Source organism: Ignatzschineria sp. F8392 (assembly GCF_002252045.1).
Classification (GTDB): domain Bacteria; phylum Pseudomonadota; class Gammaproteobacteria; order Cardiobacteriales; family Wohlfahrtiimonadaceae; genus Ignatzschineria.
This window is the reverse complement of record NZ_NEFF01000001.1, coordinates 208,049-234,188: the sequence shown is the minus strand read 5'-3', so window position 1 is coordinate 234,188 and position 26,140 is coordinate 208,049. Positions and strand designations below refer to the sequence as shown.

The following is a 26,140-nucleotide window of genomic DNA, read 5'->3' as shown; positions in this document are numbered from 1 at the left end:
CCCTTACCTCTGCTATTCAGCAATAGGAGCGTCAACTTCTCCTACCACTTCACTGCTTAAATTAACATTTCTCGCAGGAACGATTGTAGACACCGCATGCTTATAGATCATTTGACTGACATTTGATCTTAATAGAATGACAAATTGGTCGAAGGATTCAATCTGTCCTTGCAACTTAATGCCATTGATTAAAAAGATAGATACCGGAACACGCTCTTTACGAAGCAAGTTCAGGAACGGGTCTTGAAGGGATTGCATTTTTGCCATTTTAGTTCTCACTTTTTTAGTTCTTATCGTCGTTATATGATGAGTTCTCTATTTTATCAGAGCTCCTCGCTACAAGAAACCGACTCTATAGTAACATGAAGCCTGCTACCGACTAGTATCGATCGGCTTTATTACCGCCTTATTATAATCTATTTAGCACTAAAATGAGAAATTAGTTTCAAGTATATAGCGATAATATCGATCATTAAAAGCCCAACTTAAAAGCGCTATTAATCGATTTAGATCAAGATTTAGATCTAAGATGAAATGAAAAGGGATAAAAGAGATCATCTGATCACCGCTTGTCGCCTTCACGCTATCACTCTATACTCTACAAGTTCTCTTTTATGCATTTCACTCGACAAAAGGATCTTTCATGAGCTTTAAAGCGATTTTTCTAGACCTTGATGGCACCAGTCTCAATGATAATAATGCACTCTCTCCGGCACTTCAGGAGATTCTTACGATACTAAAATCGAAAGGGATTCAGATCATCTTCAGTACAGGAAGAAGTTTTGCCGGTAGCCTCCCTTTTGCAAAAGCCATTGGTGGAACAGAATATATCATTAACTACAATGGCGCTCGCGTCTTTGACTTTAAAAGAGATGCTGTTCTACATGAGGCAACATTACCAAAGCCTGTCTTAAAGCAAGTTTTCAACTTCTCTAATGAGTATCGATATCCCCCCATCTTCTACCACAATAATATTATCTACACCAAAGATGGTATTCCCCACCATTACACTTGCCCCGGCGAACGATTTGAGGTTCTTTGCCCTAATCACGATTGGGTCAATGAGACATTAACAAAGGCGCTCTTTGTCTTACCAGAAGAGGAGCTGCACGACCATCTCTCAATCGCCTATGATTTCTTTGATGGCGCTTCAGTTTCAACCTCATCATCAACCTATCTCGAAGTGATGCCGCTAGGGATCAATAAAGCAGTCGGTGCACAATATGTCTTAGAGGCACTCAATATCGACCCACAACATTGCATCGCTTTTGGTGATCAACTCAATGACCGAGAACTACTCTCACTGGTGGCGCACCCTTTTATTATGGGTAATGCAACAGAACCGTTAAAAGCACAGTTTCCCGATCGAATCATCGCTAAAAACATTGAAGATGGCGTAGCACGGCAACTTGACCAGATCTTTGGGCTCCACTATTTTCGCTGATACTGCCCTTAGCTCATCACGACAAGGTTATCCCTCAATAAAGAATTGATTTATAACCAATCACCCTAACACCTGATTATCAACTATTTATGATGAACACCTATAAAACCCTATTTCGTAATCTCTCTTTTGTTTTTATCGCACTACTACTTATCCCACTTTTAGCTTGGATTCTAGGCTGGCACTGGTCTCCACTTCACAGCTATACGGCGATAGATGCTATCCTCTTTATCGTAACTGAATCTGGCTCCGCCCCCTATTTTGCACTACTAACATCGCTTGTTTTGGCTATCTGGCTGAGTATGCGTTGTAAAAAATTACAGCATCACTGGGTTATTATCTTTTTAAGTGTCTTTTTGCTACAAGGCAGCACACAGATCATTAAAAGTACAATTAAAGTTCTCTGGGAAGAGCCTCGCCCCTACATGAGTTATGTCGTCGATCAAGGTGTAGATATTGAGTCATTTTATGAGCTTCCTCGCAAAGAGCGCGGCACAATTGTTGCCAACGCAATTAAGGATGATCCTATAACCCCCAACTGGTTAAAATCTCACTGGCAAGCGGAAACAGGTTACTCATTCCCTTCAGGGCATACGATTTTTGCGGTGATGTGGGCCTTTATTATTGTCGGTTTTATGACCCGGGAAAAAGATCCTAAAACAGCGGTCGCGATTGTTATTATGACTCTCTGGGCTGGGTTAATGATGATTAGTCGATTACGACTTGGGATGCATTTCCCTATCGATCTTTTTGTCAGCACAATCATCGCTTACATCGTCGCCTTAATTTTCTTTTATTTTTTAGCAAAAAGAGATACTCTGATGGAAAAGAGTGTAACGCAAATAGATGATAAAATTGATCATTAACTAAGATTAAGATAACAATTAAAACAACAATAAAGAGGATTACTATGCTGTTTTTACTTTCTCCTGCAAAGATGTTGGATGAACATACTCCACCGCCGATTACAAGTCTTGAGCAACCTGAGTTACTTCAAGATTCACAGGCTCTTATTGATATTCTTCGCCAATACTCAACGGAAGAGATTCAGAGTCTTATGAAAGTATCTGAGCGAATTGCAGAGCAGAATGTAGAGCGCTTTAGAGACTTTGAGGTTCCATTTACCTCACAAAATGCAAAACCCGCACTCTACCTTTTCAATGGCGATGTCTATCAAGGGCTCTCTGCATACGATCTACCTGAAAATTGTGTCAATTTTCTCAATCGTCACTTAGCGATTTTATCGGGTCTTTATGGTGCTATTCGCCCCTTAGATCTTATCGCCCCTTACCGCTTAGAGATGGGAACGGCGCTTCCTAATCCACGTGGAAAAAATCTCTACGAATTCTGGGGAGATCTAGTCACAGAATATCTCAATAGACGCATTGATGAGATCGATGCAAAAGTGGTTATCAACCTCGCTTCTAATGAGTACTTTAAAGCTGTTCGCCCTGAAAAGCTAAAAGCACGAGTTGTCACCCCAATTTTTAAAGATTTTAGTAATGGCGAATATAAAGTAATTGGTGTTTATGCGAAAAAAGCGCGAGGTTTAATGACTCGCTTTGTCAGTGAAAACAACATTACAGATCTCCAAGAGCTAAAGAAATTTAATCTTGAAGGATACGCCTATAAACCTAATGATGTCACCGGCGAAATTGTCTTTATCCGGGGCTAAACTCCTTAAAGAATTCCAATAGCTTTAGATAAACGAGGCAGAGTTCAAAATGAGACTCTGCCTTTTTAATTCTCCCGACCCACTCTTTTCGGTATAATGCCCCTTTCCCACTCCACTATTCAATTACTTAAGACGCAAGATAGGAAGAAAAATATGCAATCTGAGAGCAATCTACTTTGGATCGATCTAGAGATGACCGGCCTTGATGAGGAGATTCACCACATTATTGAGATCGCCTCAATCATTACAGATAAAGATCTCAACTTCTTAGCAGAAGGCCCTAACCTTGCGATCTATCAACCTCAAGAGATTCTCGACCTCATGGATGATTGGTGTCAAACCACACATGGCAATTCAGGCTTAATCAAGCGAATTAAAGAGAGCGATGTCACAGTAACTGATGCAATGAATGCGACACTTCAGTTTGCCTCGCAATGGATTCCTGCCGGGAAATCTCCACTTTGCGGTAACAGTATTGGTACCGATCGACGCTTTCTAAAAAAATATATGCCGGAACTCGATCAATTTTGCCACTATCGTAATATCGATGTCAGCTCATTTAAAGAAGTTGTTAAACGTTGGTATTCTAATCCTCTTAGTTACGAGAAGAAGAATACCCATCTTGCACTTGATGATATTCGTGAATCGATCAATGAGTTAAAATTTATTCGTGAACATTACTTTGTTAAATAATCCATTAGGTATCAATAGCAGATAGAAGCGTTGCAGAGACAGACTATCATTCCCATTCCTCAGAAGGAGGTTTCAAATGAATCCCAAAATCACTATCAAAACTCCCTGGCAATTTTTAGCTTCTGGGTTTGGTGCCGGCCTCTCCCCAATCGCCCCTGGGACAATGGGAACTTTAATGGCTATCCCCTTCTGGATTATCTTCTCATTAACCCTCTCACTACCATTTTATCTTCTAATGCTTCTTCTGACGAGCATTGCCGGCATCATTATCTGCCAAAAAGCAAGCGATGAATTAGGCGTCCATGATCATGGTGGCATTGTCTGGGATGAGTTTGTGGGTTTTTGGATCACCATGATTGCCGCACCACTCTCATGGAGTACCATTATCTTGGGATTCCTCCTCTTCCGTTTCTTTGATATCTTAAAACCTTGGCCCATCAAGATTGCAGATCAGCGCGTATCTGGAGGACTTGGCATTATGCTCGATGATATGATTGCCGGCCTCTTTGCCTTTATCTCTCTCCAGCTGATTTTACACTTGATCTTCCCCCTTCTACTATAGAGTCATATAAAATCGATAAAGCTAGCTAAATTTTAGCCTAATGATTTAAAACGACTTCATAAAATAGCTTCATAAAACGAGTTCATAAAACAGTTTCATTTGGAAGAATGCTTTTCTAAGCACCTCACAAACATTTAATAAGAGAGCATCACTCGAAACTAAACAATCAAACTATTAATCTATTAATATGGAATACCGATACTCAAAAGCCATTAAATATTATTTAAAAAACTTATTGAGTAAAATAAAGCGAGAACAGAAAGGGAAAATAATTGTCGCGTTTCTCTTTATGGCGATCTTTGCTAGCTCTTTTTTTCTCGAAAGACCTCACCCACTAAAAAGTAGTCAAGGGTATACTCAAGAGCAGTCTCAGCTCGACAAGGGCTATCAATGCCCCTGCAAAATTAATCATATTAGTGATGGTGATTCAATCACAGCGATCTGCCCTGCAAGTTGCTCTCCTACAGGAAAAGCGAGCGGCAAGTGGCATAAGTTAAGGGTGAGAATCTGGGGAATGGATGCACCAGAAATGGGGCAAAAACCTTGGGGAGATCGCGCTAAAAAGGCATTGATAAATCTTCTTCCTAAAGAGAAAAATGGTATCATTACTCTGAAAATTAGAGATCGAGATCATTACCAACGTTATGTCGCACAGCTCTTTGACAACCAAAAAGATATTGGGCTTGAGATGGTCCGATTAGGGGAAGCGGTTGTTTATCGGCAGTATAATAATGACCCTCAATATTATAGAGCAGAAGAGGAGGCGAAAGCAGCAAAACGGGGAATCTGGTCACAAGCAGGACATCAGCAAAATCCTGCCGCATGGCGAAAAGTTAATCCTCGCTAATCCCTGTTATTCCACGTACAATATTGAACCGCCATCAAGATTTGAATATAAATTTTGATAAGAATCATGATCAAGAAGTGCAATAAGCACTTTTCATAGTTATATTTTTCATAGTTATTCTTCATACTATTTTCTATAATGTTTTAAATGATAAAATTTTCAATAGAGATATTTAAATAGAAATCTTGGTGAATAAAGTTTTGATAATTTGAATAATTTGAATAATTTGAATAGCTGACTAATTGAGCAACTGAATAATTGATCAATCAAATAGTTGAATGATCGAATAGCTGAATGATCGAATAATCAAATTGATAACGAATCAATATGGCATCGATAATGATCAAGCGATAGTGATCAATCGATAGTGATCAATATTTACCGATACTTTTATATCCGTTACTAATGAGCAAACAGAATGATAACGATTGATAACAATACAATCATAATTGATGGGCAGTGGACGCTATCTAATCTGCGTGAGATACAGCTCGCATCAGATAAGATTCAACCACAAATTGCTACCCTAAAAGATGTAACGATCGATGGATCAAAATTGAGCCAAATCGATACCACCGGATGCCAAGAGCTCTATATTGCTCTTAAAAGCCTCCCGAAAGAGAGTAAGATCGATTATCAAGGATTTGAAAAGAAACAGCTCGATCTCTACCTCTACATTAAATCTCGTATTGAAGATGCCGGCATCCAACTGGCTGCTCCCGATAATCGTAATAGTTTCACCAAACGAGTCGGAATGTTTACCATCTATCTTCTCGATGAGATCCAGAAATTTATCGAATTTATTGGGGAAATTTCTGTCATTGCGACACAACGCGCTTTCACGCCTTGGAAAATTAGATGGAGTGCCTTCTGGGCGAATATCCAGAGTGCAGGAGTTATGGCGCTTCCGATTATTGGTCTACTTAACTTCTTAATCGGGGCTGTTATCTCCTATCAAGCGGGGAGTCTTCTACAGATGTTTGGCGCTAGTATCTATATTGTCGATTTCTCTACTGTCGCAGTTTTACGTGTTTTAGGCCCTCTCTTAACGGCGATTATTATTGCCGGACGAACGGGGGCTGCCTATGCCGCACAGATCGGGACCATGGTGGTCAATGAAGAGGTGGATGCGCTAGAGACGATCGGTATCAATCGCTATGACCAACTCGTTCTACCCAAAATGTATGCACTTGCTGTTTCACTACCCCTGTTGACACTCTTTGCCGATATGATGGCAATCTTTGGCAGTATGTGTTTAGCGGCAATCTATCTCGATATCTCTTTTGGTGAGTTTATCACAACGATTCCGAATGCCGTTACCTGGCGCTCGCTCTTAGTAGGCATTATCCAAGCTCCTGTTTTTGCAATAGTGATTACACTTGTGGGATGTTATCAAGGATTCCAAGTACAAGGAGGCGCTGATAGTGTCGGACAACAGACAACGAAAGCCGTTGTTCAATCTATCTTCTATGTTATTGTCATCGTTGCGCTCTTCTCAATCTTAATGCGCAATGTCGGCTTATAGGGAGATCGATCGATGAGTGAAGTTAAAATTGCTATGCCGCAATCTCAAGCGGTGAATAATGATGATGTGATTCGTGTAGAACATATCTATAACAGCTTCGGAACCCATTCTGTTCATGAAGATCTCAATATGACGGTAAAAAGAGGGGAACTTGTTGCACTTGTAGGCGGATCGGGCTCTGGAAAGACAACCCTGCTCCGTTGCATCATCATGCTGCAAAAACCCACAAAGGGCCAAGTTTATCTCTTTAATCAACCCGTTTGGGGATCAACCCATAAAGAGGCTCAAAAATTACGTCAAACCTTTGGTATGCTCTTTCAGGGTGGGGCTCTTTTTAGCTCGCTAACCGTGCTAGAAAATATTATGGTGCCACTACAAAAACATACAAAGCTCAGTCGTAAAGAGATGGAAGAAGTGGCGATGCTGAAGCTCACCTTATCAGGCTTAAAGCCTCAAGCAGCCAATCTGCTCCCCAAAGATCTCTCGGGTGGTATGATTAAACGCGCAAGTTTAGCAAGAGCCTTAGCACTTGATCCGGAACTACTCTTTTTAGATGAACCAACAGCTGGGCTTGATCCTGTCTCTGCAGCTGAGTTTGATGATCTGATGCGTCAACTCAAAGAATCACTCAACCTAACCGTCGTTATGGTCACGCATGACTTAGATTCGATCTGGGCAATCTCAGATCAGGTCGCATTTTTAGGTGATAAAAAACTGATCGCCTATCAGCCCATTGCTGAACTGGTTAAAAATGATAATCCTTTAATTCAACACTATTTCCAAGGTCCACGTGGACGCACAGTGGGAGAGGCACATGGAACACAAATTTAATTACACTATTGTCGGCGCATTTGTTCTCGGATTTATCGCATGTCTTATTGCGCTCATTATTTGGCTGACAAATGGCTTTGAAAAGGTTAATACCATTGAGTATAAAGTTGTAACCAATGAATCGGTTGCCGGTCTTTCTGCCAACTCTCCTATCGATTATCGTGGCGTAAATGTCGGAAAAGTGAGTAAAATTGAGCTTAACCACGAAGATCCTCGCTATGTGACGATCTTTCTCAATATCGATGTCGGAACGCCAATTAAAAAAGATACTAAGGCAGAGCTGATCAATCGTGGAATTACAGGGATTGTGAATGTCAGCTTAAGTGGAGGAACGCCTCAAGCAGGCGCTCTTCTCCCTACAAAAGCGGATCCTATTCCCACAATTCAAAATGGTCCTTCCCTTGCGCGCCGTCTAGATGAAGCGCTCGATAATATAACCAAGTCGCTCACTGAGCTCTCTAAAAAGATGGGATCTATTTTAACAACACAAAATATCGATAACTTCTCCAATATCTTAAGCAACACCAATGCATTTACCGCGGATCTTGCCGGCATTGGTGGTAAAGTCAATACATTAACAGAGAAAGCGACAGATACAATCGATACAATTCAGCCGAAAGTAAAAGAGGCAGCAGCGGCTTTAGGTGAGTTTGCTAAACAGATTCAAGGCGCATCAAAACAACTTGAACAGACAACCGTTAATGTCAACAAAACATTAGATAGTGCTCAATCTACTTTAGGGACTTGGAATAACTTAGGAGAAGAGACTAATAGTAATCTTCAATCCATCTTGCCAACCTTAGAGAACGCACTCTACAACTTCTCTCTCTTTATGCAAGAGTTAGAAGCCTCACCTAACTCCTTAATCTTAGGTAAACCCAAACAGCAACCGGGGCCAGGTGAGTAAAATCATAGAATCGGTAGAAACACTTTCTACCGATCTACACCCTATCTAAATACCCTATCTAAATTTAACTTTAATTTTCGATCCGTTCCAAGGGCTTAAAGCCTCTATCAGGAGAATATTTATGAAGCGTTTGCAAAAACTTATCCTCTTTTTTGCTCTTCCCCTTATCATTGTGGGATGTGCATCTGCTCCCCCGAAGAAGAGCTTTACCTTAACTCCGGCAGAAGATAGTGTTAACACCGGCAATCGATCGCTCCCTTCACTTATGATCTCGCAAGTAAAATCTTTAGGTCGCCTCTCAACCGATATGACCTACAGTCGCTCACCGAATGAGATTGAGAGCTACACCAAGAGTGATTGGATTGCACCACCCGCACAATTGATTCAATCACTGATTGCTCAAGATTTAGAGAATCGCGCACTCTTCCAATATGTTGTTATGGCACCTAATAGTGTTAATGCTCAAAATCGTCTCGACATCACATTATTGGAGATGAATCAGATCTTTCCTAATGCCACTGAAAATCATGTTGTCTTAAAACTTCAAGCACGCCTCATTAATAATCATAATAACAAGATTATTAAGACCTTTACCTACAATATTACAGAACCGAGCAGAAGTTATGATGCAGAAGGGGGGGTTGCTGCATACAACAGTGCATTACAGAAGATTGCCAACTCTCTTGCTGCAGATATCACACAGACATTGCGTCGTTATTAACTGCGATCGATCGAAAAATTTAATCTATTCCTAAGAATTCGATCTAACAATTCAATCCAACAATAAAAAGAAAATAATAGTGAGAGGGCTTGGGCATTACTCAAGAAGTATTCTAGGGAATCTTCTTGAGATTTCTCTCCTTAATGCCCATTAGCTCTTCTCTTACCCCATCATTTAATATGCTCCCAAATCTCTTTAAATATCTCCCAAAACCCAATTTTTCTCTCTACTGGCCCCTCTATTTTCAAGAAGAGATTATCGGCTGGATACATCAAGATAATATCGACATTATTGCGAACTATCCGGAGCTCTTTCAGCTGAATCACGCGACATCAACGGTCACCTTTACCTCCCAATTTATTTGCGCTACATTTGATGAGCGTAATGCGTTTCTTGCCAACTTTTCAGAAGATTTGCGCCTTGCCGGCATTATTACTAATTGGAGAGATGAGGCCTATGGAGTCTATCGCCGTAAAGAACGACTGCAAAATGCCCTCTTTACGATAGAACGTGGTGTTGCCCCTTTCTTAGGCTTTAGAGTATTTGGCGTTCATATCAATGGCTATGTTGAGGCTGAAAAGAGCGATCAAATCTCCCATATCTGGGTTGCTCAACGCTCTAAACTCAAACGGATTGAGCCCCATAAGCTCGATAATATTGCAGCAGGTGGTTTAAGTTATGGTGAAATTCCACTTGTAACTGCAAAGCGTGAAGCGATGGAGGAAGCCAATATCCCAGAAACGGCAACAGAAGCGCTCTCCTTTGTTACCCCTTTTAACTATCTTACAGAGTACAATAAGAGTATTCGGGATGAATCGATCTTTATCTTTGATCTCCCCATCCCTCCCTCTTTTGAGCCTCAAATTAATGATGGTGAAGTGGAAGCATTTCATGCACTCACCTCAGAAGAGGTGATGGTGGCTCTTCTCGATGGCGAAAAATTTAAACCTAATAGTGGGTTAGTCACACTCCATTTTCTCCTTAGACATCAATTAACACAGCTCTCCTCGACAGAACAGCAATATCTATCAAAACGATTAAATCTTTCGCCTTCCTCTTTGCTATAACAGGATCTGTTATAGCGGAATCTAGTTATTCTACTTATCCGAATTAGGCTAATTAGCCTAATTCGGATAACTGTAACTGTTGCGATTATAGCCCATAGCCCTTGGGATAGGCTAAGGAGTAGCTACTTAAAATCAGCAGAATTAGAGTAGAGATGACGCTAAATAGACCACTTTATCGGCAAAAATCTTATATTTAGGACGCTTCTCCCACTCTTCGAGAGTCACCTGAACAGAACTTTCAAGATCCTCATAATATTGTGCTGTCATCTTCTCGGCAAATTCTCGATCATACATTATGGCATTCACTTCAAAGTTGAGATCAAAGCTTCTAATATCCATATTTGCCGTTCCGATCATCGCTAAACTCCGATCATAAACACTCGTCTTCGCATGGATCAAGCCCTTTTGATAATGATAGATCTCAACGCCGGCACGTAATAGATCAAGATAGAGCGCTCGACTCGCCATTCGAACTAAGAGTGAATTGGTTCGTTCCGGCACTAAGAGTTTTACTTTTACCTGGCTTCTTGCCGCAATCTTTAGCATCGTTAAGATCTGCTCTGTTGGAATAAAGTAGGGAGTCGTAATAAGTACCTCTTTCTTCGCTAATGCAATTGCCTGAATGATCGAATTCATAATATAAGGCTCAGGGGAATCGGGCCCACTTGCCACAATTTGCACCGCTGTTTTACCCTGCTCTTCCCGTAAATCCACTGGGAAAAGTTGCGCATTAGGTTCAATCTTCTGCTTTGCACAGAAATTCCAATCTGATAAAAAAATATGTTGCAATGCATAGCAACTATAACCTTCAAGGCGTACATGCATATCTCGCAATATCGGCTTACCGCTTCCCGGCACATTAATATAATCATCTCCGATATTGATTCCACCGACAAACCCTACGCGTCCATCAATCACAATAATTTTACGGTGATTACGATAATTGACCCGATTAGCCCAGAAGATAAAGAGCAGTTTTCTAAAAGCATAAACTTCGATACCTGCGTCTCGCATCTCCTGTGCAAATTGCCCTCGAATCTTTTTACTGCCAAAATCATCATAGATAAAACGGACTTTAACACCCTCTTTCGCTTTTTTAATCAAGAGATCTTTAATCTGATTACCAATTCCATCATTTCGGACAATATAGTACTCAATATGAATGGTCTCTTTTGCCGCAGCGATCTCCTTTAAAACTTCCGGATACTTATTTTCCCCATTTTTTAAGAGCTTCACATCATTATTGAGGCTCATCCAATGGATATCTTCCGTTGAAACTGAGTGAGCTAATCGCTTAAATTGCTCAATAACAGGGTTATCGATTGCTTGAGGGTTATTCTCAATATGTTTGGTATATTCATAAATCTTATCTTTTAGATCATCATTATATTCAAGCTTTTTATCGTACATCGCCTTATTACGATAATTGACCCCTAATGAGAGATAGAGAATCACACCAAAAAGCGGTAAAAATACAATCAAAACGAGATAGCCCAATGTTTTACTGGCACTCGTATTATCCATAATAATTTTGACACATACCGCTAAAATAAAGACGATATAGAGCAACAGAGTAATAAGACTCCCTGCCCATAAAAAACTACCTGTTAAAATCGATGTTATCATGCAAATATTCTCTAAAAGAAAGCGGGAAATAGATCAATTCTCAACCCTATTAGGGAGAGTTATGATAGAGAATTGTCTCTCTATCATCGTCACATCTAAAGGCATGATATTATAGCATGTTCAACTTGTTATAAAATTACTATAATTTTTGATAATCCTTCCTTTCACATAATCCTTCCATCATTATTAGATAATCCCTCTATCCCTTATAAAAAATATGAAAAAGATCGGTCTTATTGTCGGAAAATTCTACCCACTTCATCAAGGTCATATTAGTATGATTCTCTCTGCTAAGTTGATGGTGGATCAGCTTCACATCTTTGTCTGTAGCGAAACTGATCGGGATGAGGCCCTGTATCAAGCAAGTGCTTTTACAACAGCCCCAACTATTAAAGATCGCCTCAACTGGGCAAAAGATTGCCTTAAAGGTATTCCTGGAATCTTTCTATATGATTTTAATGAGGATGGTATTCCCTCCTACCCTAATGGCTGGGAAGCTTGGAGCGACCGACTCAAATCTCATCTAAAAAAACTCAATATCAAGCCCACCTTAATCTTTAGTAGTGAGCCTCAAGATAAGATGCAGTATGAAGCGCTCTTTCAACTTCCGGTAACATTAATCGACCCCCCTCGAGATCTTTTCCCTATCTCGGCAACAGCCATTCGAGAGAATCCTATCGGAAATTGGCACTTTATCCCAACAATTATTCGTCCCTTTTTTCGCCAAAGAATTCTTCTAGAAAATGACCACCCTTTGACTCTTCCCATTACAACCCTCTTTGAGATGGTAGAGCCTACTGGCAATGATCAAACAACATCAAAGGTAGAATTTATCGTAGCGACGCCCAAAGAAATCCCAAAAATATTAGCGCAAGCACAAAAGAGGAGAGAGTCGATCTCTTTAGCGATCGGTTCTGAATCTTTTATTGCCGAAATTACCCAAAGGGTACTAGATCACTTTCAGGCGCCTATTCCCTCCTACCACCTTACAACCGCCTCTTTAGAAGCGCAATTTAGAGATATATGTCACTTTATCAACCATTTTATCAATAATTCACGAACACAAAATAGTGCACCCAAACCCAAATAATATGCCTTTAAGAATAGTTACAACTAATACTTGATTCCTCAATCTTGCTAAGGCATTCTGTAATCTTAGTTTCTTTTTTATACCCTTTTTAAAAGGAGACGAAACTAAATAATCAAGGGGGATCAAAATAGGGAGTTGATTAAACGACCCGCTCCCTAAAAGATCAGTCACGCTTTAAATAGATCAGGTAAGAGCCATAACATCGATAGACTTGCTCTGCCTCTTCTAGCGCATCTTATAAGAACAAAGGTTACACACTCATGAATTCATTAATCCGGGATATTTTATCGGCCCGTGTCTACGATGTTGCAAAAAATACGCAATTGGACCATCTCTACCTTCTCAGCCAACAATTAAAATGTGACATTTGGCTTAAAAGAGAAGATCTACAACCGATCTTCTCCTTCAAAATTAGAGGTGCATTTAATCGAATTTTCCAACTGAGTGATGAAGAGAAAGCAAAGGGGGTTGTCTGTGCATCAGCTGGCAATCATGCTCAAGGAGTTGCGCTCAGTGGCCTCCACCTCAAGCTTGATACAACCATTGTCATGCCAACTTCCGCGCCGCTTCTTAAGGTGAATGCATGTCGTGAAATGGGCGCAAATGTAATTCTCCATGGCAATAACTTTGATGAAGCTTATGCACACGCCCTCCATCTTTCAGAAATCGAGGGGAAGAGCTTTATTCATCCTTTCGATGATCTTGCCGTGATCTCAGGACAAGGAACAATCGGTAAAGAGATGCTCGATCAAAAACCGGACCTCGATGCGATCTTTATCCCGGTTGGTGGCGGCGGCCTGATCGCCGGCGTTGCTGCTTATGTGAAATTTATTGCCCCTAATTGTAAAATTATTGGTGTAGAACCTGAAGAGTCAGCCTCAATGAAGGTCTCTTTAGAGAGTGGAAAGCGGATCAACCTTCCACAAGTTGGGACTTTTGCCGATGGAACGGCCGTTAAATTAGTGGGAGAAAAGACTTTCGAGCTGTGCCAAAAATATGTCGATGAGATTATTACTGTCTCAACTGATGAACTCTGTGCCGCCATGAAAGATATCTTCAACAATACACGCGCCCTAAGCGAACCCTCAGGAGCGCTGAGTGTCGCCGGAATTAAAAAATATCTTCAAGCAAATCCCAATGCCGGTTTTAAGAATGTTGCCGGCATCCTCAGCGGTGCAAATATCAACTTTGATCGACTTCGATATGTCGCAGAAAGGGCAGAGTTAGGGGAAAGAAATGAGGCGCTTATTGCCGTAAAAATCCCTGAATCTCCCGGTAGTTTTCAAAACTTTATCAATCTAATCGGCAAACGTAGTATTACCGAATTTAATTACCGTTATGGTAATCCTTCTGAAGCAGTTATCTTTGTAGGTTTACAACTGAGCCGTGGCGATGAAGAGAAACAGCAGATTTTAGAGAGACTTCAGAGCCATCAGTTAGATGTGGTCGATCTGAGTGATAATGAGATGGCAAAACTCCATATTCGCCATATGGTTGGTGGAAAAGCAGATGCAGAGAATGAGCGACTCTTCCGCTTTGAGTTTCCTGAAAGACCTGGAGCTCTTTTACAATTTCTATCAATGCTTGCGGGACGATGGAATATTAGTCTTTTCCACTATCGCAATCATGGCTCAGATTATGGTCGCGTTCTTATCGGCATGCAGGTGCCTGAAAAAGATCTTCAGGATGGCTCTTTCCAAGCATTCCTCGATGAATTAGGCTATCAATTTGAAGATGAGAATGAAAACCCTGCCTTCAAGCTCTTTCTTTAAATGGCAGTAAAAATGATTAACTACGATAGTTAACGACCATAGTGAAGTGCGTTGTGAATAACTATCCCAGCTTCACTCAATAAAAAACCGAAATCATTAGGAATGACAGTTCTAAAATGATTTCGGTTTTATGCTATTTAATATTTATAACCGAATACTTATAACCGCTCTTTGATTACAACTATTGCTACTACTGCTACTATTGCTACTATTACAATTACTACACTCTACTTTAGTATCAAGCCTTTGACTCATCCTCAGAAGGACGAAGAAGACGAGGTAGCGGAAAAACGATATTCTCCTCAATTCCCGGCATATTGCCGACTAATTGATAATCTCGCTTCTCTTGCAAAAAGGTAATCACCTCTTGCACTAAGATATCGGGCGCTGAGGCTCCGGCAGTAACGCCTATATTGAGATGCCCATCTAACCAATCGAGATCAATATCTGTTGCTCTGTCGATCAGATAACTTTTAGCACCCTCTTTTTCCGCAAGCTCCCGCAGGCGATTAGAGTTAGAACTATTCTTAGAACCAACAACAAGAATCAGAGTGCAATTCTCTGCTAAAGTTTTGACTGCATCTTGACGATTTTGAGTTGCGTAACAGATATCACTCTTTTTAGGACCTTGAATCTCCGGAAAACGTTCCCGCAAACGATCAATAATTTGTGATGTGTCGTCTAAAGAGAGCGTTGTCTGCGTTACATAAGCAATCTTTGAAGGATCTTTAACGGTTAACTGATCAGCATCCTCTAGATCTTCGATAAGATGGATCTCCCCACCATATCGAGAATCAAACTGCCCCATTGTCCCAATCACCTCAGGATGTCCAGCATGACCTATTAATACAGTATCCATTGCATCTTTCGCAAAACGAGATACCTCTAAATGGACCTTCGTCACGAGTGGACAAGTTGCATCGAATACCTCAAGTCCGCGCTCTTTAGCATTATCTTGTACAGCTTTTGAAACGCCATGGGCAGAAAAAATAACAATCTTTCCATCTGGAACTTCATCAAGCTCATCCACAAAGATTGCTCCACGATCTTTCAGGCTATCGACCACATATTTATTGTGAACAACCTCATGACGAACATAGATGGGAGCGCCAAAAAGATCGAGCGCTCGCTCAACAATGCTAATGGCACGATCCACACCCGCACAAAATCCGCGGGGATTGGCTAAAAATATCTTCTTAGTCATTATTCTCTTCTACTAAATTACTATTATTTGCAGTATTACTCGCTGCACCACTAGGTGTTTCAAGCAGATTAACATTCTCGACATAACCATTAACAACAGTATGCAATTTTCCTGTTGTGGGGTGAATTACTAAACCATGAACCACAACTCGCCCCGGCATTAAAGGATGATTGCGAATCTGATCGACCGTATAACGAACGCTATCGCCGACATTATCAAACCCTCGCAACCAACCATCAAGATCAATACCGGCATTTCTCAATGTTGTAATTGTTCCATCTGTGATACCAAATTTACGGGCTTTGCCAAGAAGATGTTCTGGATCAAATCCCCGCATACCACAGTCAGTATGGCCAACCACCATAATTTCTTTAACATTAAACTCAAGTGCCGCCACTAAAAGGCTGCGCATAACTGCACCCCATGGATGGCTAATTAGCGCGCCGGCATTCTTAATAATCTTAGCATCCCCATTACGAATCCCCATCGCCTTAGGAAGAAGCTCCACAATTCGTGCATCCATACAAGTCAAAATTGCAAGCTCTTTATTGGGATACTTATCAGTACAGAGATGATCATACTCTTTCGAGTCAACAAACTCACGGTTATGCTCTAAGATCTTCTCTAGTGTTGATTTATCATCTGCCATAGTTTTATCCTATCTACTAGCACCTTAACAGACCGCACTCACAAAGGAGTTACGGCAATACACTTCACTTCTTACTTCATCTATTAAGTGTCACACCCATTCAATCTCATTCACCACCACTCATTAGAGGTGAAGAGTGACTGTTATGGGTGACACTACTTTCAAGAATCAACGAATTGACTCATCCTCACGTTGCCGCCGCTTCTCCGTTAATGAGGAGAGAAGGATAAAGGCAACTCCCGTAGTAACAAAGATATCTGCGACATTAAAGATGGGAAAGTGCCAATCATTGAAATAGACATGAATAAAATCGACAACATGCCCTAAAACTACCCGATCAATAAGATTGCCAATTGCGCCCACTAATACAGCAGCTAAGCCAAATCTTAAAAGCTTTTCCGAAGATGGGGTACGCTTAATCCAAAAAAAGAGAATCAGAGAGATCACAACTGTAATCGCAACAAAAAACCATCTCTGCCAGCCTCCCTGATCTGCTAAAAAACTAAAAGCTGATCCAGGATTATAGACTAATGTCCAACTGAGTCCCTTAAAGACGGGGATACTCTCCCCGTACAATAAGAGGTGCTCTGCGGCATATTTAGTTCCAAAATCAAGAAGAACACCGGCCATCACAAAGATCGTCCAGAAATAGATATTCACTGGCTTCTCTTGATGAGATGAATTACGCATAGTGACGCTCTTCCCCTTCCGGTGATAGATTCTCAATACAGCGATCACAAAGAAGCGGATGTTCGCTATTTTTACCCACCTCTTCACGATGATGCCAACATCTTACACACTTCTGATAATCATCCCCTAATACTTCAACATCTACTGCAAAGCTTTCACCCTCTAAAGAGTGCTCTTCGAGCGATTCAGGCGCTTCAGAGAGAGGCTTAACATCAGCATATGAAGAGAGAAGAACAAAACGCAACTCATCTTCAAGACGTGCGATATCTGTCGCTAATGCATCACTTGCATAAATTATAATCTTTGTCTGTAATGAAGAACCTACTTTACCTTCAGATCGTAATCCTTCGATCACTTTCGAAGCTTCTCCACGAATAGCTAATAAACGGTTCCAATATGCTGTATTGAATGGGTCTGATTCAGATAGTGGCATCAATCCATCATAGAATTCCGTTAAGAAGACCGACTCTAAACGCTCATTACCACGATCACGCATCGCTAACCAAACCTCTTCTGCAGTAAAGGTAAGGATCGGTGCCATCCAGCGAACTAGAGCTTCTAACACATGATAGAGCGCAGTTTGTGCTGAACGTCTCGCAATAGATTCTTTAGCTGCGGTATATTGTCGATCTTTAATGATATCGAGATAGAAACTTCCTAAATCGATTGAGCAGAAATATTGTAGCTTCTGATAGACATTGTGGAAGGAGTAATCAAGATATGCTTCTTTAATCTCTTCTTGAATCTCTAGTGCTCTTGCAACAATCCAGCGATCAAGCGGAAGCATTTCTTCGAAACTTAAGCCATTTGTCTCAAGATCAAATTCATTAGTATTCGCTAAGAGGAAACGAACGGTATTACGAATACGGCGATAAGTTTCAGAAGTTCTCTTTAAGATCTCATCTGATACCGGAATTTCTCCACGATAATCTGTTGAGGAGACCCAAAGACGAAGAACATCTGCGCCCATTTTATCGATCACATCAGCTGGCTCAACACCATTACCTAAAGACTTAGACATCTTACGGCCTTTCGCATCTACCGTAAATCCATGGGTCAATAATGCTCGATAAGGGGCAACACCATTAATTGCAACAGAGGTGATAATTGAAGAGTTAAACCAACCACGATGCTGATCCGATCCTTCGAGATAGAGATCTGCCGGATAGCTCAATTCAGGTCGACGCGCTAAAACGCTAAAATGTGTTGTTCCAGAGTCAAACCAGACATCTAATGTATCTCTATTTTTCTGGTAGAGCGCTGCCTCTTCTGCTGGAAGATAATCTTCAACAGAAGCACTAAACCATGCTTCTAAACCATCTTTACGAATTCTTGTCGCAACCTCTTCCATCAAACGATCGGTCTCAGGATGGAGTTCCCCTGTCTCTTTATGTAAGAAGAAAGGAATCGGCACACCCCAATAGCGTTGACGAGAGATACACCAATCACCACGCCCTTCTATCATGCCATAAAGACGCTCTCTACCCCATGTCGGAATAAATTGTACTTGATCGATCTGATCGAGAACTTCTTGACGCAAACCTTGCTTATCCATACTGATAAACCATTGTGGTGTTGCGCGGTAGATTGTTGGTGTTTTATGGCGCCAGCAGTGAGCATAGCTATGGGTAATCTTACCACTATGAATTAAGATCCCTTTCTCCGTTAAGAATTGAATCATTTCTGGTTCAATGCCACGAATATTTTTCCCACCAAAATGGGGAACTGTAGCAATATAGGTACCATCACCTAATACAGGATTTTCAAACTCAACCCCATACTCAAGGGCAACAGCATAGTCCTCCTCACCATGTGCCGGCGCTGTATGAACAAATCCAGTTCCCGCATCGAGAGTGACGTGATCCCCTAAAATCAAGGGTACAGTTCGATCCTCTTCAATAGGATGTCTCACTAAAAGATTCTCTAATAGTGCTCCTTCAAATTCAGCGAGTATCGGTAATTGACAATCCCAGCTTTTTTCAAGCTCTTCAACAAGATCTTTAGCAACTAGAAGCTTATCACCCGCTTTATCAACTAAAGCATAGATAAAATCACTATTAACAGAGACTGCTGCATTTCCTGGGAGCGTCCAAGGCGTGGTTGTCCAGATAACAACAGCAACTTCCCCATCTAATGACTGACCAATCTTCTCACCGAAAGCAGCAACATCCACTAATGGGAATTTAACATCGATACTATAAGAGACTTTATCCGCATACTCTACTTCAGCTTCCGCTAATGAGGAACCGCAGTCGAGACACCAGTTTACAGGTCTAGCCCCTTTCTCTAAATGACCTTTTTTAACAATCTCTTTTAGAGCTAAAACAATATCGGCTTCTGCATCTTGATTCATCGTCAAATAAGGCTTCTCTTCATAAGAGAGTACCCCTAAACGCTTAAATCCATCTGCCTGAATCGCAATTTGACTCTTTGCAAATTCACGGCACTTAGCTCTAAACTCGGCAGGGGTCAATTTATCGCCCACTTTGCCATAACTCTTCTCAACAACTAATTCAATAGGAAGACCATGACAATCCCAACCTTGAACATAAGGAGAATCGAAACCTAATTGCCCTCTAGATTTAACAATAATATCTTTTAAGATCTTGTTAACTGCATGCCCTAAATGGATCGCACCATTTGCATAAGGAGGTCCATCATGAAGAATAAATTTCGGCTTTCCTTTGAAGATCTCCCGTTGTTTATGGTAGAGATCGATCTTATCCCAATACTCAATAAACTCAGGTTCCCGCTTTGGAAGATTCCCTCTCATCGCAAAATCCGTTTCCGGAAGATTTAAGGTATCCCGGTATATATTGTCATTCTTCTCTTCGATTCTTTTTGCTTTACTCACGTTCACATCCTACTTTTGAAGATTAAAATAATCTCTTGAAGCCTCCGCATCTAATAAGATCTGCGCCTTTAATGCTTCAATACTTTCAAATCGTTTCTCATCCCTAATTTTAGAGAGAAATCCAACACTAAATGTCTCACCATATAAGTTACGGTTGATATCATGTAAGTGTACTTCTAAATTAGGTTTTATGCCATCAACTGTAGGCCGATAACCAATATTGGCAACGCCTTTCAACTTCTCCTGAGTTCGACAGAGAGTGGCTTCTACATTATACACCCCGGTAAAGGGGGGCTTAAAGCGTTTTAATGGCAGATTGATCGTCGCTGTTCCGAGCTTTCTAGCGAGCTGATTTCCATAAACGACACGACTCATAATCTGATATGGTCGACCTAAATAGAGCTCCGCTTGATTAAAGTTTGAAACTGCCAGAGCCTCACGAACCAAGGTCGAGGAGACACGTACGCCACCAATAAAGTAGTAATCTTCCTGAACAACTTCAAAGCCATATTTTTGCCCAGCCGCTGAAAGATCTTCAAAAGATCCTGCCGCTTTCGCACCAAAACGAAAATCAGCACCAATCACGATTCCCTTAATATTGAGCTGATCTACTAAAAAATGGTCAATAAAGTGATCTGGAGACTCTTCCCGCAAGCGTTCAGTGAAGGGCAGGATAATCACCTCATCAACTAATTGACTCTTTTTAAGGTAAGCTAATTTCTCTTTTAGCGACATAATTCGTGCCGGCGAATTCTCTTTCAAAAAGAACTCATGAGGAAGTGGCTCAAACGTCACTAATGTTCGCTTTGCATCAGGATTTTTAGCCTGTAGCGCATTCACCTTATGCAATAATTTTTGATGACCTAAATGTATTCCATCAAAAGCCCCAATCGTAACAATTCGTGGTGCATCCGGAATAACACGAGAGTCTCGATAAAAGAAAAATTTCATCTTTTCGACCGTTAAATAAAAAAGCCGGCTATAAGAATAACCGGCTAATAAATAATTTATGATTTAGCTGGCATCAGCTTCATTTGCTTTAGCTGGACGCTCAACAAATTCAACATAAGCCATTGGAGCATTATCTCCAGGGCGGAAACCACACTTCAAAATACGGAGATAACCACCATTACGATCTTTGAAAAGTGGACCATAAACTTCAAAAAGTTTAGTCACCATTTCACGTGATCTTAAGATTGCGAAAGCTTTACGACGGTTAGCTACCGTATCAACTTTAGCAAGTGTAATTAATGGTTCTACTTCACGACGAAGCTCTTTTGCTTTCGGGAGTGTAGTCTTAATAATTTCATGCTCAAGAATAGATACAGACATATTTTTGAACATTGCTTTTCTATGTGCTGATGTGCGACTAAATGCACGACCTGCTTTACGATGACGCATTTTTATACTTCCTATTCAAATAATTAAATTATGCTGGTGGCTTAGAGGTATCTAAGTTAGGCGGTGGCCAATTATCTAAAGTCATACCTAAAGATAAACCATATTGCGCCAACACATCTTTAATTTCTGTTAATGATTTTTTACCAAGATTAGGCGTTTTGAGTAACTCTGTTTCTGTTTTCTGAATCAAATCACCGATGTAATATACACTCTCTGCTTTTAGACAATTCGCAGAACGAACTGTTAACTCTAAATCATCAACAGGTCTTAATAATGTAGGATCTATCTCAAATGCTGGCTCTTCCTCTACAGGTTCTTCTTCCGGCATTGGTTTAAGATCTACAAAGACATTTAACTGCTCATGAAGGATCGTTGCTGCATTACGAATTGCTTGCTCTGGATCTAAAGTTCCATTAGTTTCTAACGCAATAACGAGTCTATCTAAGTCAGTACGCTGTTCAACACGAGCCGTTTCTACACGATAACTTACGCGATTTACAGGACTAAATGTCGTATCTAACTTGAAGAGGCCAAGTGAAATAGTAGAACTATCACCCGCTTCGGTTTCACGGTTTGCCGCAGTACTATAACCGCGACCACTTTCTACCTTCATGCGCATTTTTAAGGAACCACTCGAAGTAAGGTTCGCAATTACATGTTCAGGATTAACAATTTCAATATTATGTGGAACTTCAAGATTTCCTGCTGTTACCACACACGGACCCTGAATATCTAATGAGATATATGCTTCAGGGGCATCGTGAAGAGTAATTGCAATACCTTTAAGGTTTTGCAGAAGATCGATAACATCTTCATGCATCCCTGGAATTGCAGAGTACTCTTTTGAAACGCCATCAATTTCACATTCTGTAATCGCTGCACCTGGCATCGAAGATAGCAGAATACGACGTAATGCATTCCCTAAAGTATGCGCAAAGCCCCTCTCAAGAGGCTCTAGCGATATTTCAGAGAAGTGATTTTCGTCGGTTTTGATCTCCACTATACGTGGAGTTAACAACTCATTTAAAGCCATATGTACTTACCCGATTGATCTAAAATAATAAGAAGGAACGAAAAAATACCAATATGCTTATTATTTTGAGTACAACTCTACTACTAATGACTCGTTAATATCTGCTGGTAAATCTGAACGCTCAGGAACACGCTTGAACTCGCCTTCCATTTTTGTTTTATCAACCGAAACCCAATCAACTAGGCCATTTGCTTCTGCTAATTCCATTGCATATGCAATTCTTGCTTGCTTTTTAGAACGCTCACGAATAGCAACTACATCACTTGCTTTCAGCTGATATGAAGGGATATTAACCTTCTCACCATTTACTAAAATTGAATTATGACTTACTAACTGACGTGCTTCTGCACGAGTAGAAGCAAAGCCCATACGATAAACAACGTTATCTAAACGGCACTCAAGGATCTCTAAAAGATTCTCACCTGTAGAACCTTTACGACGATCTGCTTCTTTATAGTAAAGATGGAATTGTTTCTCTAACAATCCATACATTCTTTTTAACTTCTGTTTTTCACGTAACTGTAAACCGTAGTCAGATGTGCGACCTGGTTTTGCACCATGCTGTCCAGGTGCTCTGTCATGTTTACATTTAGATTCGAAAGAACGTGCGCCAGATTTCAAGTGGAGATCTGTGCCTTCACGTCTTGCTAATTTACATTTTGGGCCAATATAACGTGCCATGACTATCTATACTCCTTAAAAATTTATATTATACTCTGCGCTTTTTCGGCGGACGGCAACCATTGTGTGGAATGGGAGTTACGTCAGAAATACTTGTGATTTTGTAGCCAATCGCGTTAAGTGCACGAACTGCTGAATCACGTCCTGGACCAGGTCCGCTGATATTTACGTCTAAATTTTTAAGACCATATTCTTGCGCTACTGTACCAGCTCTTTCTGCTGCTACTTGAGCTGCGAATGGAGTAGACTTTCTTGAACCACGGAAGCCTGAGCCACCAGCAGTTGCCCATGAAAGTACATTTCCTTGACGATCAGAGATAGTCACGATTGTGTTGTTGAATGATGCTTGAACATGTGCGATACCGTCAACAACACTTCTTTTAACGCGCTTACGCGTTTTTACTGAAGGTTTTGCCATTTTACATTTTCCCTAACAAATTATTTAACAAGTCTTCTTGGACCTTTACGAGTACGTGCATTAGTTTTAGTCCGCTGTCCTCTTAAAGGTAAACTACGACGATGACGAATACCACGATAGCATCCGAGATCCATTAAACGCTTAATGTTTAATGATACTTCGCGACGCAAATCACCTTCTACAGTATATTCACCAACTTGAGCTCGTAGTGCATCAACTTGCTCATCTGTTAAGTCTTTTACTTTTGTCGTTGGGTCAACATTTGCCGCTGCACAGATTGCTGCCGCACGAGTTGGACCAACACCATAAATTGATTGCAGTGAAATAATCACATGCTTTGCTACTGGTATATTAATACCTGCTATACGTGCCATATAAATCCTATCCTAATATTATATCAAGCAGAGCATTCTACCTGATAAATTAAAATTACTCAATACTATTAACCTTGGCGTTGTTTATGACGTCCATCTTCACAGATAACACGTACAACACCAGCGCGTTTAACAATCTTACATTTGCGACAAATTTTCTTAACTGACGCTCTTACTTTCATTCTTAACTCCAATATATTTTACTAAAAGTTTGGTGGGGTACCATTCAATGCTGAACTAATATTTGCTTTTTTCATTAAAGACTCATACTGCTGAGACATTAATAATGCTTGAATTTGTGTCACTAAATCCATTACGACTACAACAGCAATCAGGATCGAGGTTCCACCGAAGTACATTTGTACAGGACTTATACCATTAAAGAATTCAGGCAATAGACAGATGATTGTAATATAGAGCGAACCCCATAAAGTGATTCGAGTTAATACTCTATCTAAATATTGCGATGTATGAATTCCAGGGCGAATGCCAGGTATAAAACCACCATTTCTCTTTAAGTTTTCTGCTGTCTCTTTAGAGTTGAACTGCAATGCAGTGTAGAAGAAACAGAAGAAGATTATAAGTGCCGCAAATAATATCATATATGCAGGCTGACCTATAGAGAAATACTTCACTCCGTAAAATCCGAGCTTATTAAGTGTCAAGGATACATAATAGCTAAAGCTCCCCCAAAGCCCTGTATCCGCGTCAGTCAATTCTGGCACATTAACTTTGCTTAAACCGGTACTAATGGTGTAAACAAAGGATAGGAACGCAGAACCGAAGATTGCCGGTATAACTCCCGACATATTGAGTTTTAATGGCAGATGGTTAGTTTGATTACCAACCGTCATCATTCTACCTTGCTGTCTTCTTGCATATTGAATTGTAATACGGCGCTGACCACGCTCAATAAAGACAATTACAAAAATTACAGCCAATACAAGCAAGAATAGAACAACTAATAACAACCACATTGCACCACCTTGTGTGGTAGCAGTCTCAAATAGGAACGCAACCGATGAAGGCACGCCCATTAGAATGCTTGCAAAGATGATCATTGAAATACCATTACCGATACCTCTTTCTGTAATCTGCTCACCCAACCAAACGAGGAACATTGTTCCTGTTACGAGTGTTAGCGTTGAAAGTGTAACGAATAGGACTGGCGGTATAACTACCAATTCGGCATTTACAAATCCACCATTCATGATCGCGATTGAATAAACAATCCCCTGCACAACCCCGAAAGCAATAGTCATATAGCGAGTGTACTGAGTCATCTTACGACGCCCTGTCTCACCCTCTTTTTTGAGTTGTTCGAGAGGAGCATACACTACAGATAACATCTGAATAACAATCGAAGCTGTAATATACGGCATTACACCTAGCATAAACACAGACATCTTCTCAAATGCACCACCTGAGAAGAGATTAATCATTGCAGATATACCACCTTGTTGCCCTTGTTGATCCATTACCTCTGAAAGCGTAACAGCATCAATACCTGGCAGTGTAATATAGACCCCAATTCTATAGACTACTAATGCCAAGACTAAAAACCATAGTCTTGACAAGAGTCCTGAAAAACGTCCGAGGTTATTAGCCCCTACTTGATTTCTTTGCATATTTACTCTTCAACAGAGCCGCCTGCAGCCTCAATAGCCGCTTTAGCCCCTTTAGTAACACGAATACCTTTTAAGGTGACCGCTCTATTGATCTCACCAGAAAGCATAACTTTTGCGCGCTCATATTTCGCTGGAAGAATATTGCTCTCAATAAGTGATGCCATAGTGATCTCATTACCCTCTACTTTATTAAGTGCTGATAATGGTACCTCTGCAGTCACCAAACCAATTTGTGAATTGAAACCCACTTTTGGTAATCTTCTTTGTAAAGGTTGTTGTCCACCTTCGAACCCTACTTTATGGTAGCCACCTGACCTAGAGTGTTGACCTTTATGACCACGACCCGCTGTCTTACCTAAGCCAGAACCACAACCACGGCCTACACGTTTTGGGTTAGTTTTACTACCAAACGCAGGTTTTAATGTATTTAATTTCATTTGTTTACCTA

Annotated in this window: 28 protein-coding genes; 13 read left to right on the top strand and 15 right to left on the bottom strand. The window is 40.6% G+C overall.

Features of this window, described 5'->3' with window-relative positions; translation table 11 throughout:
- Nucleotides 1–12 precede the first annotated feature (12 nt).
- Nucleotides 13–267 carry an RNA chaperone Hfq gene (hfq, locus tag B9T19_RS01030; protein WP_094566761.1) on the bottom strand — a complete coding sequence of 85 codons (255 nt, stop codon included), beginning with the start codon at nucleotides 265–267 and terminating at the stop codon, nucleotides 13–15.
- Between the two features lie 376 nt (nucleotides 268–643).
- Between hfq and B9T19_RS01025 the strand changes: the two genes are divergently transcribed.
- The 11 genes from B9T19_RS01025 to B9T19_RS00975 all read left to right on the top strand — a co-directional run bounded on the left by B9T19_RS01025 (nucleotide 644) and on the right by B9T19_RS00975 (nucleotide 10,272).
- Complete coding sequence (locus tag B9T19_RS01025) at nucleotides 644–1,444, top strand: Cof-type HAD-IIB family hydrolase (protein WP_094566760.1); 801 nt, start codon at nucleotides 644–646, stop codon at nucleotides 1,442–1,444.
- An 89-nt stretch (nucleotides 1,445–1,533) separates the two neighbouring features.
- Entirely contained in the window at nucleotides 1,534–2,310 is a 777-nt protein-coding gene (locus tag B9T19_RS01020) for a phosphatase PAP2 family protein (protein ID WP_094566759.1), read from the top strand.
- A 44-nt stretch (nucleotides 2,311–2,354) separates the two neighbouring features.
- Entirely contained in the window at nucleotides 2,355–3,119 is a 765-nt protein-coding gene (gene yaaA / locus B9T19_RS01015) for a peroxide stress protein YaaA (protein WP_094566758.1), read from the top strand.
- Between the two features lie 153 nt (nucleotides 3,120–3,272).
- Complete coding sequence (gene orn, locus B9T19_RS01010; RefSeq protein WP_094566757.1) at nucleotides 3,273–3,812, top strand: oligoribonuclease; 540 nt, start codon at nucleotides 3,273–3,275, stop codon at nucleotides 3,810–3,812.
- A gap of 76 nt (nucleotides 3,813–3,888) precedes the next feature.
- On the top strand, nucleotides 3,889–4,374 hold the full coding sequence (locus B9T19_RS01005; protein WP_094566756.1) for a phosphatidylglycerophosphatase A: 486 nt from the start codon (nucleotides 3,889–3,891) through the stop codon (nucleotides 4,372–4,374).
- A gap of 235 nt (nucleotides 4,375–4,609) precedes the next feature.
- Nucleotides 4,610–5,221, top strand: a complete 612-nt coding sequence (locus B9T19_RS01000; RefSeq protein ID WP_158214318.1) for a thermonuclease family protein — start codon at nucleotides 4,610–4,612, stop codon at nucleotides 5,219–5,221.
- A gap of 418 nt (nucleotides 5,222–5,639) precedes the next feature.
- Nucleotides 5,640–6,746, top strand: a complete 1,107-nt coding sequence (locus tag B9T19_RS00995; RefSeq protein WP_094566754.1) for an ABC transporter permease — start codon at nucleotides 5,640–5,642, stop codon at nucleotides 6,744–6,746.
- A gap of 12 nt (nucleotides 6,747–6,758) precedes the next feature.
- Entirely contained in the window at nucleotides 6,759–7,577 is an 819-nt protein-coding gene (locus B9T19_RS00990) for an ABC transporter ATP-binding protein (protein ID WP_233146752.1), read from the top strand.
- Nucleotides 7,561–8,484 (top strand): MlaD family protein, encoded by a 924-nt coding sequence (locus B9T19_RS00985; protein WP_094566753.1) that lies wholly within the window; start codon nucleotides 7,561–7,563, stop codon nucleotides 8,482–8,484. Before B9T19_RS00990 ends, B9T19_RS00985 begins: the two co-directional genes overlap by 17 nt.
- Nucleotides 8,485–8,605: 121 nt before the next feature.
- Nucleotides 8,606–9,205 (top strand): ABC-type transport auxiliary lipoprotein family protein, encoded by a 600-nt coding sequence (locus B9T19_RS00980; protein ID WP_094566752.1) that lies wholly within the window; start codon nucleotides 8,606–8,608, stop codon nucleotides 9,203–9,205.
- Between the two features lie 125 nt (nucleotides 9,206–9,330).
- Nucleotides 9,331–10,272, top strand: coding sequence for an NUDIX hydrolase family protein (locus B9T19_RS00975; RefSeq protein WP_143436838.1), 942 nt, complete (start codon nucleotides 9,331–9,333; stop codon nucleotides 10,270–10,272).
- A 141-nt stretch (nucleotides 10,273–10,413) separates the two neighbouring features.
- Here B9T19_RS00975 and cls read toward each other — a convergent pair whose 3' ends face one another.
- Nucleotides 10,414–11,898, bottom strand: coding sequence for a cardiolipin synthase (cls, locus tag B9T19_RS00970; RefSeq protein WP_094566750.1), 1,485 nt, complete (start codon nucleotides 11,896–11,898; stop codon nucleotides 10,414–10,416).
- Nucleotides 11,899–12,115: 217 nt separating this feature from the next.
- Here cls and B9T19_RS00965 point away from each other — a divergent pair, with 217 nt between their 5' ends.
- The gene (locus B9T19_RS00965; RefSeq protein ID WP_094566749.1) at nucleotides 12,116–12,988 is read left to right on the top strand and encodes an adenylyltransferase/cytidyltransferase family protein; all 873 of its coding nucleotides are present in this window, start codon (nucleotides 12,116–12,118) and stop codon (nucleotides 12,986–12,988) included.
- A gap of 260 nt (nucleotides 12,989–13,248) precedes the next feature.
- The gene (gene ilvA, locus B9T19_RS00960; protein ID WP_094566748.1) at nucleotides 13,249–14,760 is read left to right on the top strand and encodes a threonine ammonia-lyase, biosynthetic; all 1,512 of its coding nucleotides are present in this window, start codon (nucleotides 13,249–13,251) and stop codon (nucleotides 14,758–14,760) included.
- 238 nt (nucleotides 14,761–14,998) lie between these two features.
- On the opposite strand, the gene ispH is transcribed toward ilvA, so the two are convergent.
- The 13 genes from ispH to rplO form a co-directional block, all read right to left on the bottom strand.
- On the bottom strand, nucleotides 14,999–15,964 hold the full coding sequence (ispH, locus tag B9T19_RS00955) for a 4-hydroxy-3-methylbut-2-enyl diphosphate reductase (protein ID WP_094566747.1): 966 nt from the start codon (nucleotides 15,962–15,964) through the stop codon (nucleotides 14,999–15,001).
- Nucleotides 15,957–16,613 carry a carbonic anhydrase gene (locus tag B9T19_RS00950; RefSeq protein WP_094566746.1) on the bottom strand — a complete coding sequence of 219 codons (657 nt, stop codon included), beginning with the start codon at nucleotides 16,611–16,613 and terminating at the stop codon, nucleotides 15,957–15,959. Before B9T19_RS00950 ends, ispH begins: the two co-directional genes overlap by 8 nt.
- A gap of 168 nt (nucleotides 16,614–16,781) precedes the next feature.
- Nucleotides 16,782–17,303 (bottom strand): signal peptidase II, encoded by a 522-nt coding sequence (gene lspA, locus B9T19_RS00945; protein ID WP_094566745.1) that lies wholly within the window; start codon nucleotides 17,301–17,303, stop codon nucleotides 16,782–16,784.
- Nucleotides 17,296–20,076, bottom strand: coding sequence for an isoleucine--tRNA ligase (gene ileS, locus B9T19_RS00940; protein ID WP_233146787.1), 2,781 nt, complete (start codon nucleotides 20,074–20,076; stop codon nucleotides 17,296–17,298). Before ileS ends, lspA begins: the two co-directional genes overlap by 8 nt.
- Nucleotides 20,077–20,166: 90 nt before the next feature.
- Entirely contained in the window at nucleotides 20,167–21,108 is a 942-nt protein-coding gene (gene ribF / locus B9T19_RS00935) for a bifunctional riboflavin kinase/FAD synthetase (protein ID WP_094566743.1), read from the bottom strand.
- Nucleotides 21,109–21,171: 63 nt separating this feature from the next.
- On the bottom strand, nucleotides 21,172–21,558 hold the full coding sequence (gene rplQ, locus B9T19_RS00930) for a 50S ribosomal protein L17 (RefSeq protein WP_094566742.1): 387 nt from the start codon (nucleotides 21,556–21,558) through the stop codon (nucleotides 21,172–21,174).
- 28 nt (nucleotides 21,559–21,586) lie between these two features.
- A complete protein-coding gene (rpoA, locus tag B9T19_RS00925) occupies nucleotides 21,587–22,591 on the bottom strand; it encodes a DNA-directed RNA polymerase subunit alpha (RefSeq protein ID WP_094566741.1) in 1,005 nt (334 codons plus the stop codon).
- A 60-nt stretch (nucleotides 22,592–22,651) separates the two neighbouring features.
- Nucleotides 22,652–23,272 carry a 30S ribosomal protein S4 gene (rpsD, locus tag B9T19_RS00920; protein ID WP_094566740.1) on the bottom strand — a complete coding sequence of 207 codons (621 nt, stop codon included), beginning with the start codon at nucleotides 23,270–23,272 and terminating at the stop codon, nucleotides 22,652–22,654.
- 28 nt (nucleotides 23,273–23,300) lie between these two features.
- On the bottom strand, nucleotides 23,301–23,690 hold the full coding sequence (gene rpsK / locus B9T19_RS00915; protein WP_094566739.1) for a 30S ribosomal protein S11: 390 nt from the start codon (nucleotides 23,688–23,690) through the stop codon (nucleotides 23,301–23,303).
- A gap of 20 nt (nucleotides 23,691–23,710) precedes the next feature.
- Nucleotides 23,711–24,064: a 30S ribosomal protein S13 gene (rpsM, locus tag B9T19_RS00910; protein WP_094566738.1), complete on the bottom strand. Its 354-nt coding sequence runs from the start codon at nucleotides 24,062–24,064 to the stop codon at nucleotides 23,711–23,713.
- Between the two features lie 68 nt (nucleotides 24,065–24,132).
- Nucleotides 24,133–24,246, bottom strand: coding sequence for a 50S ribosomal protein L36 (gene rpmJ / locus B9T19_RS00905; RefSeq protein WP_094566737.1), 114 nt, complete (start codon nucleotides 24,244–24,246; stop codon nucleotides 24,133–24,135).
- Nucleotides 24,247–24,267: 21 nt separating this feature from the next.
- Nucleotides 24,268–25,692, bottom strand: a complete 1,425-nt coding sequence (secY, locus tag B9T19_RS00900; RefSeq protein ID WP_094566736.1) for a preprotein translocase subunit SecY — start codon at nucleotides 25,690–25,692, stop codon at nucleotides 24,268–24,270.
- A gap of 2 nt (nucleotides 25,693–25,694) precedes the next feature.
- Complete coding sequence (gene rplO / locus B9T19_RS00895; protein ID WP_094566735.1) at nucleotides 25,695–26,129, bottom strand: 50S ribosomal protein L15; 435 nt, start codon at nucleotides 26,127–26,129, stop codon at nucleotides 25,695–25,697.
- Nucleotides 26,130–26,140: the final 11 nt, after the last annotated feature.